At 73.0% G+C, this 13,297-nt stretch carries 8 protein-coding genes; 7 read left to right on the top strand and 1 reads right to left on the bottom strand.

Features of this window, described 5'->3' with window-relative positions:
* Positions 1–45 precede the first annotated feature (45 nt).
* The 3 genes from NBH00_RS05875 to NBH00_RS05865 all read left to right on the top strand — a co-directional run bounded on the left by NBH00_RS05875 (position 46) and on the right by NBH00_RS05865 (position 3,816).
* Positions 46–819, top strand: coding sequence for a class I SAM-dependent methyltransferase (locus NBH00_RS05875; RefSeq protein WP_254572418.1), 774 nt, complete (start codon positions 46–48; stop codon positions 817–819).
* 136 nt (positions 820–955) lie between these two features.
* Positions 956–2,812, top strand: a complete 1,857-nt coding sequence (locus NBH00_RS05870; protein WP_254572417.1) for a 2-oxoacid:acceptor oxidoreductase subunit alpha — start codon at positions 956–958, stop codon at positions 2,810–2,812.
* Positions 2,809–3,816: a 2-oxoacid:ferredoxin oxidoreductase subunit beta gene (locus tag NBH00_RS05865; RefSeq protein WP_254572416.1), complete on the top strand. Its 1,008-nt coding sequence runs from the start codon at positions 2,809–2,811 to the stop codon at positions 3,814–3,816. Before NBH00_RS05870 ends, NBH00_RS05865 begins: the two co-directional genes overlap by 4 nt.
* A 25-nt stretch (positions 3,817–3,841) precedes the next feature.
* Here NBH00_RS05865 and NBH00_RS05860 read toward each other — a convergent pair whose 3' ends face one another.
* Positions 3,842–5,929: a RecQ family ATP-dependent DNA helicase gene (locus tag NBH00_RS05860; protein ID WP_254572415.1), complete on the bottom strand. Its 2,088-nt coding sequence runs from the start codon at positions 5,927–5,929 to the stop codon at positions 3,842–3,844.
* A 219-nt stretch (positions 5,930–6,148) separates the two neighbouring features.
* On the opposite strand from NBH00_RS05860, the gene NBH00_RS05855 reads away from it, so the two are divergent.
* The 4 genes from NBH00_RS05855 (at position 6,149) to NBH00_RS05840 (ending at position 13,293) form a co-directional block, all read left to right on the top strand.
* A complete protein-coding gene (locus NBH00_RS05855) occupies positions 6,149–9,757 on the top strand; it encodes a methionine synthase (protein ID WP_254572414.1) in 3,609 nt (1,202 codons plus the stop codon).
* A gap of 80 nt (positions 9,758–9,837) precedes the next feature.
* The gene (locus NBH00_RS05850) at positions 9,838–11,178 is read left to right on the top strand and encodes a cytochrome P450 (protein ID WP_254572413.1); all 1,341 of its coding nucleotides are present in this window, start codon (positions 9,838–9,840) and stop codon (positions 11,176–11,178) included.
* A 108-nt stretch (positions 11,179–11,286) separates the two neighbouring features.
* On the top strand, positions 11,287–12,294 hold the full coding sequence (locus tag NBH00_RS05845; protein WP_367401303.1) for a 6-phosphofructokinase: 1,008 nt from the start codon (positions 11,287–11,289) through the stop codon (positions 12,292–12,294).
* A 69-nt stretch (positions 12,295–12,363) separates the two neighbouring features.
* Positions 12,364–13,293 carry a CBASS cGAMP-activated phospholipase gene (locus NBH00_RS05840; protein WP_254572411.1) on the top strand — a complete coding sequence of 310 codons (930 nt, stop codon included), beginning with the start codon at positions 12,364–12,366 and terminating at the stop codon, positions 13,291–13,293.
* Positions 13,294–13,297 lie beyond the last annotated feature (4 nt).

The following is a 13,297-nucleotide window of genomic DNA, read 5'->3' as shown; positions in this document are numbered from 1 at the left end:
AGCACGGACCGCGCCGCGGCTGGACAGCGGTGGTTTCATCGGGGGATGTCCTTCGCCGCGCCGGCCGAGCACTACGACCGCTTCATGGGTCGCTACAGCGGGCCGCTCGGCGTGGCCCTCGCCGACGCGGCCGGGGTGGGGCCCGGGATGCGCGTGCTCGACGTCGGCTGCGGCCCCGGCGCGCTGACGGGCGAGCTCGTGCGGCGGGTCGGCGCCGAGCGCGTCGCCGCGATCGACCCCGCCGCCCAGTTCGCCGCGGTGTGCGGCGAGCGCCACCCGGGGGCCGACGTGCGCGTCGGCGGGGCCGAGGCCCTGCCGTGGGAGGACGGGTCCTTCGACGTCGTCCTCGCCTGCCTCGTCCTGCTCTTCATGGACGACCCGGAGCAGGGCGTGCGCGAGATGGTGCGCGTCGCCCGGCCCGGTGGCACGGTCGCCGCCTGCGTCTGGGACACCGCGACCGGCGGGATGGCGATGTTCCGCACCTTCTGGGACGCGGCCCGGGCCCTCGACCCCGCCGTGGAGGGCGAGCGCGCGATGCCGGGGACGGCCGACGGCGACATCGCCGCCCGGCTGCAGGCGGCGGGGCTGGAGGACGTCGGCGGGGACCCGCTCGTCGTGCGCGTCGAGTACCCGGGCTTCGACGACTTCTGGGAGCCGTTCACCTACGGCATCGGGCCGGCGGGCGCTTACCTCCTCGGACTCCCCGCCGCGCGGCAGGCCGAGCTGCGCGCCACCTGCCGCGCCTCCCTGCCCGACGGCCCGTTCGGGCTCGACGCGCGGGCGTGGTTCGCGCGCGGGACGGTCCCCGGCGCCGGCTGACCCGGGGCGCGCCGGAGCGCGGAGGCGAACGACCACGTTCGCGTCTCCCCCGTGCGGGAGATCGTGACGGTCCGAGAGGGTCACGTCCGCGCGCCAGACCCGGCGACCCGACCACCCGTCCGGATAGCGTGTCCACATGAGCATGGTCGAGGGACGGCCGAAGCGCCAGGAGGTGCGCGAGCGTGTCGTCGTGCGCTTCGCGGGCGACTCGGGAGACGGGATGCAGCTGGCCGGGGACCGCTTCACCGCGGCGACCGCCGCCTTCGGGAACGACCTCGCGACGCTGCCCGACTTCCCGGCCGAGATCCGCGCGCCGGCCGGCACGATCGGCGGCGTCAGCGCCTTCCAGATCCACTTCGCCTCGCGCGACATCCTCACGCCCGGCGACCGGCCGAACGTCCTCGTCGCGATGAACCCGGCGGCGCTGCGCGCGAATCTCGGCCTGCTCGACCGCGGCGCGACGATCATCCTGAACGAGGACGCCTTCACGGTCCGGGCGATCCAGAAGGCGGGCTACACGAGCAACCCGCTCGAGGACGACTCGCTCGACGCCTTCGCGGTGAAGCGCGTGCCGATGACGTCGCTGACGCAGGCGGCCGTCGAGGCCCTCGAGGACGTCACGACGCGCGACGCGCAGAAGTCCCGCAACGTCTTCGCCCTCGGCCTCATCTCCTGGCTCTACGACCGGCCGCTCGACCACACCGAGGCGTGGATCGAGGAGAAGTTCGCGAAGAAGCCGCACGTCGCCGCCGCGAACGTCGCCGCCCTCCGGGCGGGCTGGAGCTTCGGTGAGACGAGTGAGCTCATCGACGTGCAGGTGAGCGTCCCCGCCGCCACCGACGTCCCGCCCGGCACGTACCGCAACGTCAACGGCACGCAGACGACGGCGCTCGGGCTCATCGCCGCGAGCACGGCGAGCGGCCTGCCGCTCGTCCTCGGCGCGTACCCCATCACGCCGGCCTCCGAGCTCCTCCACGAGCTCTCGCGCCACGCGAAGCTCGGGGTCCGGACCGTGCAGGCGGAGGACGAGATCGCCGCGGCGTCGATCGCGCTCGGCGCCGCGTTCGGCGGCAGCCTCGGGGTGACCTCGACGAGCGGCCCCGGCATGGACCTGAAGACCGAGACGATCGGCCTCGCCGTCATGCTCGAGCTGCCGATGATCATCATCGACGTCCAGCGGGCCGGGCCCTCGACGGGCCTGCCGACGAAGACCGAGCAGTCCGACCTGCTCCAGGCGCTGCACGGCCGGCACGGCGAGTCGCCCATCCCGGTCGTCGCCGCGTCGACGCCGGGCCAGTGCTTCGACGCCGCGCTGGAGGCCGCCCGCATCGCGATCCGCTACCGCACGCCGGTCATCCTCCTCACCGACCTCTTCCTCGCGAACTCCTCCGAGCCGTGGAAGATCCCCGACGTCGGCGAGCTCCCCGGAATCGATCCGCACCTGCGGACGAAGCCGTCCGGGCCGGACGAGCCCTTCCTCCCCTACTCGCGCGACGACGACCTCGCACGCGCGTGGGCGATCCCGGGCACCCCCGGCCTCCAGCACCGCATCGGCGGCCTCGAGAAGGCCGACCTCACCGGCGCGATCTCCTACGAGGGCCCGAACCACCAGCGGATGACCGACCTCCGCGCGGCGAAGGTCGCGGGCATCGAGGTACCGGACGTCGAGGTCCACGGCGACGAGGACGCGACGCTGCTCGTCCTCGGCTGGGGCTCGAGCCGCGGGGCGATCCGGGCCGGCGCCCGCCGCGCCCGCGAGTCCGGGGCGAAGGTCGCGACCGCGCATCTGCACAACCTCAACCCGCTGCCGGAGAACCTCGGCGACGTGCTCCGGTCCTACGACCGCGTGCTGCTGCCGGAGATGAACTGCGGGCAGCTCGCGATGGTGCTGCGGGCGAAGTACCTCGTCGACATCGAGTCCTACAGCAGGGTCGAGGGCCGGCCGCTCTTCGCCCCCGAGATCGAGCAGGCCATCCTGGAGCGCACCTCATGAGCACCGTCGAGACGACGTACACGAAGGCCGACTTCCAGTCCGACGCGGAGACCCGCTGGTGCCCGGGCTGCGGCGACTACGCGATCCTCGCGGCCGTGCAGGGCTTCATGCCCGAGCTCGGCATCCCGCCCGAGCAGATCGTCTTCGTCAGCGGCATCGGCTGCGCGGGGCGCTTCTCGTACTACATGGACACGTACGGGATGCACGGCATCCACGGCCGCGGGCCGGCGCTCGCCACCGGCCTCGCGACCGCGCGTGAGGACCTCTCGATCTGGGTCGTCACCGGCGACGGCGACGCCCTCTCGATCGGCGGCAACCACCTCATCCACGCGCTGCGCCGCAACGTGCCGGTGAACATCCTCCTCTTCAACAACCAGATCTACGGGCTGACGAAGGGTCAGGCCTCCCCGACGTCTGAGCGCGGCAAGGTGACGAAGTCGACGCCGTTCGGCTCGAGCGACGCGCCGTTCAACCCGGTGTCGCTCGCGCTCGGGGCCGACGCGAGCTTCGTCGCCCGGACGCTCGACAAGGACAAGAAGCACCTCGCCGCCACGCTGCGCGCGGCCGCCGCGCACCCGGGCGCCTCGCTCGTCGAGATCTACCAGAACTGCCCGGTGTTCAACGACGGCGCGTTCGCCGAGCTCACCGACAAGGACCACGCCGCGCTGAACCAGATCCGCCTCGTCGCGGGCGAGCCCGTCGTCTTCGGCCCCGAGGACCGGCGCCGCGCGGTCGTCCACGGCGCCGACGGTGACCTCGCGATCGTCGACCTCGCCGCGGCAGACGAGGCGAGCATCGTCGTCCACGACCCGACCCGTGAGAACCCGGCGCTCGCCTTCGCGCTCTCGCGCCTCGCGTCCCACCCGGACGGCCCGACGCCGATCGGCGTGTTCCGCGACGTCGAGCGCCACGTCTACGCCAGCGACACGCCCCCACCCGCGGTCCCGTCGGCGGAGCAGCTCGACGGGCTGCTCCACGCGGGCGACACCTGGACGGTGGCGTAGCGCCGGCCGCGGCGTCCCGCCGTCCCTAGAAGCTCGAGCGCAGCGCCAGCGGGTACACCGCGGGCGCCCCGCGCCGCCGCAGCTGGCCGCCCACCATCGCGAGCGTCCAGCCCGACTGCCGCAGGTCATCGACGAGCAGGCAGCCGCCCGCCGGCACGTCCCCGCCCACGGCGAAGGCGCCGCGGACGTTCTCGGCCTGCTGCGCCGCGTTTCGCATCCGCGACTGGGGCGGCCGCGCCGGATCGGCCCGCGACACCACCGGCGCGAACGGCAGCCCGAGCGCGGCCGCGACCCGTGCGGCGACGTCGCTCACCGGGTCGCCCTCGCGCCGCGACGGGACCGCCGCGACCCAGCCGACGTCCGGCCGCCAGTCGCGCACGAGGTCGGCGAGCGCCTGCACGAGCTCGTCGCTCACGCGCCCGCCGTCGAGCCCGGCCCGGATGAGCGGGTCCCAGCCGTCGTCGCCGGCCCGCGCGAGCGCCCGGCCCTCCTCGACGAGCACGTCGACCGGCAGCTTCTTCATCGCCCCGGTCTCCCGGTCGGGGGCCATCTTCTTGGGGTCGAGCGTCAGCGGCCGCGAGCGCAGCGTCCGCGTCGCGGCGGCGACGAGCGCCGGGTCGGGCTCGACGTCGTAGCGCGGCGCCGTGCACACCGAGCAGCGCCCGCAGTCGGCCGGGTCCGGATCGTCGAGCTCCTCCTGCAGCGCGCGCATGAGGCAGCGCCCGTCGGCGCCGAGCGCGGCCATCGCGGCCTGCTCGGCCCGGCGCAGCGCCGTGATCTGGGCGTACCGCTCGGCGTCGTAGACCCAGTCCGCGCCGGTCGTCCGCCAGCGCGTGCCGTCCTTTGCGACGGCGCCCTCGACCTCGAGGATCTTCAGCATCGCCTCCAGGCGTCCGCGCCCGAGGTTCACGAGCGACTGCAGCTGCGGGACCGTCGCGCCGTCGCCGGAGGAGAGCGCCTCGAGCACCCGGTCGACGTGCTCGCGCCGCGGGAAGGCCTGCTCGATGAAGAAGTCCTGGATGCGCCGGTCCTCGCGGCCGCGGAGCAGGACGACGTCGGCGTGCTCGACGCCGCGCCCCGCGCGGCCGACCTGCTGGTAGTAGGCGATGACCGAGCCGGGCGCCTGGAAGTGGACGACGAAGCGCAGGTCCGCCTTGTCGTAGCCCATCCCCAGCGCGCTGGTGGCGACGACGGCCTTCAGGTCGTCCCGCAGAAGCCGGTCCTCGATGACGATCCGCTCGTCCGACGGCTGGTCCCCCGAGTACGCCGCGGCCGGCACGCCGTGCTCGGAGAGGAACGCGGCGACCTGGTCGGCGTCCCGCTTGGTGAGCGTGTAGACGATGCCCGAGCCCTCGAGCGTCGGCAGCACCTGCACGAGCCACGCGAGGCGCGCCGCCTGCGACGGCAGCTCGCAGACCTCGAGGCGCAGCGACGACCGTCCGAGCGGCCCGCGGTAGACCCGCAGCGCGCGCTCGTCGCCGGCCGCGAGCTGCTCGGTCACGTCGGCGACGACGCGGTCGTTCGCGGTCGCCGTCGTGCCGAGCACCGCGACGCCGGCGGGCAGCCGCCCGATCATGTCGCGGATGCGCCGGTAGTCGGGCCGGAAGTCGTGCCCCCAGTCGCTGACGCAGTGCGCCTCGTCGACGACGAGCAGGCCGATCGCCTGCGCGAAGAGCGGCAGCATCTCGTCCCGGAAGCGCGGGTGGTTGAGCCGCTCGGGCGAGATGAGCAGGAGGTCGACCTCGTCGCGGGCGAGCGCCTCCTGCACGTCGCGCCACTCCCCCACGTTCGTCGAGTTGATCGTCCGCGCGCGGATGCCCAGCCGCTCCGCCGCGGCGATCTGGTTGCGCATGAGCGCGAGCAGCGGCGAGACGATGAGGGTCGGGCCGCTGGGATGGGTGGGATCGGATCGCAGCAGGGCGGTGGCGACGAAGTAGACGGCGCTCTTGCCCCAGCCGGTGCGCTGGACGCACAGCACGCGCGCGCGGTCCGCCACGAGGTCACGGATCGCCTCGAGCTGGCCCTCGCGGAAGACCGCGTCCGGGCCGGCGAGGGCGTGGAGGTGCGCGGCGGCGGCCGCGTCGATGTCGAGGATGTCGGGGGAGGCGGGCATCGAGGTCATGACCACACTAGGCACCGGGCCCGCCGGATTCGCCCCCCGCGCACCGCCGACTGTCAGCTCACGCAGACCTGTCCTGCGGCAGCTGTCAGTCGGCGCTGACGGTGGGATGATCGCCCCCTGGGCCGATCTCCCGACCGGATCGAGCCCTCCGGGCGCAGATCCGGCAACCTTGCCACAACCGTGTCAAGGTTGCGATAGAGTTCCCGGGTGATGCGTGACTATCTGAAGGCCACCCGCGAGCAGGTCATCGTCTTCGACGGCGGCATGGGCGCGACCCTCGAGATGTGGGACCTGTCGCTCGAGGACGACTACAAGCTCCCCGGCCGCGCGCACGAGGCGCTCGTCCTCAACCGCCCGGACATCATCGAGAAGCTCCACCGCACGATGGTGGAGGCCGGCGCCGACGTCGTCGAGACCGACACCTTCCAGGCCAGCCGCCTGAAGCTCGAGGAGTGGGGTCTGGCCGACCACACGATGGAGATCAACATCAAGGCCGCCGAGATCGCGCGCAAGGCGGTCGGCGAGGACCGCTACGTCGCGGGGTCGATCGGGCCCACGGGCTTCCTCCCCGCCTCGGACGACCCGACGCTCGGCATGATCCGCTTCCGCGAGCTCGTGGCGGTCTTCGCCGAGCAGGCCGAGGGCCTCATCAAGGGCGGCGTCGACCTCATCATCATCGAGACCGCGCAGGACATCCTCGAGGTCAAGGCCGCGATCTTCGGCGCCCGCGAGGCGATGAAGACCGTCGGCCGCAAGGTCCCGCTGCAGATCTCCGTCTCCCTGCTGCCCAACGGCGGCAAGATGCTGCTCGGCACCGACATCGCGTCGGTCCTCACGACCCTCACGGCCCTGAAGGTCGACGTCATCGGCCTGAACTGCTCGACGGGCCCCGAGGACATGCGCGACGCGATCCGCTACCTCGGCGAGAACTCGCCGGTGCCGGTCCACTGCATCCCGAACGCCGGCATCCCCCAGCAGGGCCCCGACGGCGAGACGATCTTCCCCGAGAAGCCCGAGCCGCTCGCCGCCTCGCTGAAGGACTTCGTCGAGCGCTACGGCGTCTCGATCGTCGGCGGCTGCTGCGGTACGACGCCGGAGCACATCAAGGCGATCGCGGAGGCCTGCCGCCCCGCGCGCACCGACTTCACGCGGCCGAAGGCCGGCCCGCCGATGGTCTCCTCGATGATCACGGCGACGCCGCTCGTCCAGGAGCCCGCCCCGACGATCGTCGGCGAGCGCGTCAACTCCCAGGGTTCGCGCAAGGCGAAGGAGATGCTCCTCGCCGACGACTACGACGGCATTCAGCAGATCGCCGAGGACCAGGTGGAGGGCGGCGCCCACATCCTGGACCTCTGCGTCGCGCTGACCGAGCGCACCGACGAGGACGAGCAGATGCGCGAGGTCGCCAAGCGCGTCAGCCTCACGCAGCCCTCCCCCATCCAGATCGACTCGACCGAGCCCGACGTCATCTCGATGGCCCTCGACCAGATCCCGGGCCGCGCGATCGTCAACTCGATCAACCTCGAGGCCGGCCGCGACAAGCTCGACAAGGTCGTCCCGATGGCGATCGAGCACGGTGCGGCACTGATCGCGCTCACGATCGACGAGGTCGGCATGGCGAAGACGGCCGACCGCAAGGTCGAGATCGCCAAGCGGCTGAAGGAGCTGTGCTGCGACGAGCACGGCCTCGACCCCGAGCTGCTCATCTTCGACGTCCTGACCTTCACGCTGACGACCGGCGACGACGAGTGGAAGCCGTCCGCGGTCGAGACGATCGAGGGCATCCGCCGCGTCAAGGCGGAGATCCCGGGCGTGAAGACGTCGCTCGGCGTCTCCAACGTCTCCTTCGGCGTCGGGCTGCCCGCGCGCTCGGTCCTGAACTCCGTCTTCCTCTACCACTGCGTGGAGGCGGGGCTCGACCTCGCGATGGTCAACCCGAACCACATCACGCCCTACTCGGAGATCGACGAGGAGGAGCGGCAGCTCGCCGACGACCTCGTCTACAACCGGCGCGAGGATGCGCTCGAGCGCTTCATCCAGCACTTCGAGTCCAAGGGCGCGACCGCGGAGGCCGAGGGCCCCGCGAACCCGACCGAGGGCATGGAGCCCGAGGAGGCACTGCACTTCCACATCCTGCGCCGCAAGAAGGACGGCGTGGAGGCCCAGATCGACCGCTCGGTCGAGAAGATCGGAGCCGTCCCGACGCTCAACGACGTGCTGCTGCCCGCGATGAAGGAGGTCGGCGACAAGTTCGGCGCCGGCGAGCTCATCCTGCCCTTCGTGCTGCAGTCCGCGGAGGTCATGAAGAAGGCCGTCGCGCAGCTCGAGCACTACCTCGAGCGGACCGCCGACTACACGAAGGGGACCGTCGTCCTCGCGACCGTCTTCGGCGACGTGCACGACATCGGCAAGTCGCTCGTCAACACGATCCTCACGAACAACGGCTACACGGTCGTCGACCTCGGCAAGCAGGTCCCGGTCCAGACGATCGTCGACGCCGCGCGCGAGCACAAGGCCGACGCCATCGGGCTGTCCGCGCTGCTCGTGTCGACCTCCAAGCAGATGCCGCTGGCCCTGCAGGAGCTCCACCGCCAGGGCGACGAGATCCCCGTGCTGCTCGGCGGCGCGGCGATCAACCGCGCCTTCACGCACCGCGCGCTGTACGTCAACGGCAAGGAGGACGACACGGTCTACGCCCCGGGCGCCTTCTACTGCAAGGACGCCTTCGAGGGCCTGGCCGTGATGGACCAGCTCGTCGAGCCCGACAAGCGCGAGGCGCTCGTCGCCGAGGTCATCGCCGCGGCCGACGCCACCCGCCACCGGGTCGAGGTCGTCGAGGACCTCCCGCCGACGACGGACGCCTCCGTCCGCTCCGCGGTGCGCACCGACGTCCCGATCCCGGAGCCGCCCTTCTGGGGCGTCCGCGAGATCCCCGTGGACATGGACGAGCTCTACCGGCACCTCGACACGCACGTGCTCTTCAAGCTCCACTGGGGCGGGCGCGGCGTGAAGGGCGACGCCTGGCGCGCCCTCATCGAGGGCGACGGCGAGGAGGAGGGCTTCCTCCCCCGCCTGGAGCGCATGTGGGCCGAGCAGACCTACCTGCATCCCCGCGCCCTGATCGGCTTCTTCCCCTGCTACGCGGACGGCAACGACGTCGTCGTCCTCGACTCCGAGGACCGCAGGACCGAGCTCACGCGCTTCGTCACGCCGCGCCAGCAGAAGGGCGACCGCATGGCGACCGCCGACTTCTTCCGACCCGCGGTCGACGGCGAGCCGCCCGAGGACCTCGACGTCGTCGCCGTGCAGGCGCTGACGGTCGGGTCCGAGGTCACCGAGGTGATGGCGAAGCTCGAGCAGGACGGCGAGTTCGCCGAGCAGCTCTTCGTCCACGGCCTCGGCGTGCAGACCGCCGAAGGGCTGTCGGAGTGGTTGCACTGGAAGGTGCGCGGCTGGTTCGGCATCCCGGAGACGCAGGGCCGCCGCCTCTCCTGGGGCTACCCGGCCGTGCCGGAGCAGTCCGAGCACGAGAAGGTCGCGAAGCTCCTCGACATCGGCCAGATCGGCATGAACATCAGCCACGGGTACGCCCCCGAGCCCGAGCAGTCGACGCTGGCGATGGTCGTCCACCATCCGCAGTCGATCTACTACGGGATGCGCAACGGGCGCCTGCTGCCGGACGGCTCGCCCGACGAGATCATCCGCGGCACCCGCCGCGACGCCACGCTCGTGCAGGCGGACCTCCTGGACTCCGACCCCGTCGAGGGCCCGATCGAGGACGAGGCGCTCGCGCGCCCCGAGGCACAGCCGGCCCCGTAGGACGGCGCGGGCGCGGCGCGCTCCGCGTCGTCTGACACGCCCCACCCCACGAGGCGGCGCGGATCGGCGAACATGGCGACATGGCCGCCGATCCGCTCCCGCCCGGTCCACGCCTGCCCGCCGCGTTCCAGACGCTCGGCTGGATGAAGCGGCCGACCGGCTACCTCGGTCGGCTGCGCGCGAGGTACGGCTCGCGCTTCACGATGAAGCTCCTCGGGCAGCCGCCGTTCGTCGTCCTCACCGACCCGGACGAGATCCGCCAGCTCGTCACGGCCCCGGCCGACGTCCTGCATCCCGGCGAGGGTGCGCGGCTCCTCGAGCCGCTCCTCGGGCCGAACTCGGTGATCCTCCTGGACGGCGACGTCCACCTCGAGCAGCGCAAGCTCATGCTCCCGGCCTTCCACGGGGACCGGATGCAGCAGCTCACCGGCCTGATGGAGGAGCTCACCGAGCGCGAGCTCGACTCCTGGCCGGCCGAGGAGCCGATCGTCCTCCACGACCGCCTGCAGCAGCTCACCCTCGAGATCATCCTGCGCGCGGTCTTCGGCCTCGACGAGGGACCGCGGCTGGACCGGCTGCGCGAGCGCCTCAGCGCGATCCTCGTGTTCATGGACAACCCGATCGCGATGCTGCCACCCGTGCAGAAGCGCCTGTCCGGACACGGGTCCGTGGGCCGGTTCGAGCGGGACCGCGCCGCCGTCGACGAGGACGTCTACGCGCTCATGGCCGAGCGGCGCGCCGAGGGCGACACCGGGCGCGGGGACATCCTCGCGACGCTCCTCGCCGCCCGTCACGACGACGGCTCGCCGATGTCCGACACGGAGATCCGCGACGAGCTGATGACCGCGCTCGTCGCCGGGCACGAGACGACGGCGTCCTCCCTCGCCTTCGCCTTCGAACAGCTCGCCCGCGCCCCGCACGTGCAGACCCGCCTCGCCGAGGGCGACGAGCGGTACCTGAACGCGACGATCAACGAGGTCCTCCGGCGCCGGACGACGCTCCCGAACCCGGAGCCGCGGCTCGTGAAGCAGGAGATCACGATCGGCGGCCACACCTACCCGCCCGGGGTCGTCCTCATCGGCAGCGCGTACCTCATGCACCACGACCCGGCGGTGTACCCGCAGCCGTTCGCCTTCCGGCCCGAGCGCTTCCTCGACGAGAAGCCGGGGACGTACACGTGGCTGCCGTTCGGCGGCGGCCGCCGGCGGTGCCTCGGGGCGGCGTTCGCGCTGCTCGAGATGCGGGTCGTCCTGCGCGAGTCGGCCCGCCGCTTCACGGTCAGCCCGGCCGGGCCCGCGATGCCGGCCCGCCGCCGGATGATCACGCTGACCCCGGGCGACGGCGGGCGGGTCATCCTCCACGCGGTCACCCCGGCCGCGGCGCCCACGAGCGCGCCCGACGCGGCACTGTCCGCCGCGTAGCCGTAAGGCGACAGCGAACCCCACCGGATGGGTGGCATTCGCTGCCGGACCGCCGGTTCGGCCCGCTCGTCGTTGCGCGACGCCGCCGTCCTCGCGAAGCTGCGGGCCATGCGCATCGGCATCCTCACCGGCGGCGGCGACTGCCCGGGCCTGAACGCCGTCATCCGCGCGGTCGTGCGCAGCGCGCACCTGCACGGCGACGAGATCGTCGGCTTCCGGGACGGGTGGGGCGGCGTCCTCGACGGGGCGACGGTCGAGCTGCCGATCGAGAGGGTCGCCGGCATCCTCCCCCGCGGCGGCACGATCCTCGGGACCTCCCGCCGCAGCGCGCTCGAGCACCGTGACGTCGTGCGCCGCCGGTTCGAGGAGCAGCGCCTCGACGGCTTCATCGCCGTCGGCGGCAACGGGACGCTCTTCGCGGCGAACGAGCTCGCGGGCGAGTTCCCGATCGTCGGCGTCCCGAAGACGATCGACAACGACATCTCGGGGACGGACCGCACGTTCGGCTTCGACACCGCCGTCCACATCGCGGCGGCGGCGATCGACCGCCTGCACACGACCGCCGAGAGCCACTACCGCAACCTCATCGTCGAGGTGATGGGGCGCAACGCCGGCTGGATCGCGCTGCACGCCGGGCTCGCCGGCGGCGCCGACGTCATCCTCGTCCCCGAGCGGCCCTTCGACGTCGCGGACGTCGCCGCGCGGGTCCTCGCACGGCGCGGGCGCGGGCGCGGCTTCTCGATCATCGTCGTCGCCGAGGGCGCCACGGCCAAGGACGGCGAGCTCGTGACGAAGGGCCGCACCGACCCGCTCGGGCGCCCGCTGCTCGGCGGGATCGGCCACTGGCTCGAGGGGGAGCTCGAGGCGCGCACCCGCGCCGAGACGCGGGTCGTCGTCCTCGGGCACGTGCAGCGCGGCGGCACGGCGACCGCCTACGACCGCGTGCTCGCGAGCCGCATGGGCCAGCGCGCGCACCTCGCCGTCCACGAGCGGCGCTTCGGGACGATGGCGGCGCTCCGCGGCCCCCGCATCGAGCTCGTGCCGCTCGCCGAGGCGACGGTCCCGAACCTCGTCCCCGACGAGGAGCTCGACCTGGCGGAGGCCTTCCTCGGGTAGGCCACGCTGCGCGCCCACATGTCCCGTCAGGCCTCGGAACGCCGGCGCGTCTCGGGGTAGGCTCGGCGCGTGAGGGTGCTGAGCATCGACGGCGGCGGGATCCGCGGGATCATCCCGGCGATGGTCCTCGCGGAGGTCGAGGCGCGGACGGGCCGGCGGATCGCGGACCTGTTCGACCTCGTGGCCGGGACCTCGACGGGAGGCATCCTCGCCTGCGCCCTCACCGCGCCGTCCCCGCGGACGGCGGCGGCGCTCGTCGACCTGTACCGCGCCGAGGGCCCGCGCATCTTCCACCGCTCGCTGTGGCAGCGGGTCGTGAGCGCCGACGGGCTGGCCCACGCCCGCCACGACCCGCAGCCCCTGAAGGACGTCCTCCACGACTACCTCGGCGAGGCACGGCTCGGCGATGCGACGACGAGGCTCCTGGCGACCTCCTACGACCTCCAGGGCCGCGCGCCGTACTTCTTCAAGAGCTGGCGCACCGCGGGTGAGCCCGAGCGCGACCTCGAGCTGAAGACCGTCGCGCTCGCGACCGCCGCGGCCCCGACGTACTTCCCGCCCGTGCTCGTCCACCCGCCCGGCGGCGGCGCCCCGCTGACGCTCGCCGACGGCGGCGTCTTCGCGAACAACCCGGCGATGTGCGCGTACGCCGAGGCCGTGCGGCTCGCGCCCGGCACGCCGATCACGGTCCTCTCGCTCGGGACCGGCACCCAGACCCACGAGATGCCGTACGCGCAGGCGGTCCACTGGGGGCTCGTCGAGTGGGCGCGGCCGATCCTCGACGTCGTCTTCGACGGGGTCGCCGACACCGTCGACTACCAGCTTCAGCACGTCCTCGGCGAGGGCTACACGCGGCTGCAGTGCCGCCTGGACACCGCGTCCGACGCCCTGGACGACGCCGACCCCGCCAACATCGAGGCGCTCGCCGACTGCGCGCAGCGCCTCATCACGGCGAAGTCGGCGACGCTCGACGCCGTCTGCGCCGCCCTCGCGACCTGACCCC

The sequence above is a fragment of the Paraconexibacter antarcticus genome (assembly GCF_024220175.1).
GTDB classification, from domain to species: domain Bacteria; phylum Actinomycetota; class Thermoleophilia; order Solirubrobacterales; family Solirubrobacteraceae; genus Paraconexibacter; species Paraconexibacter antarcticus.
The sequence above is the reverse complement of the archived record's forward strand: the minus strand, read 5'-3'. Positions and strand labels throughout refer to the sequence as shown.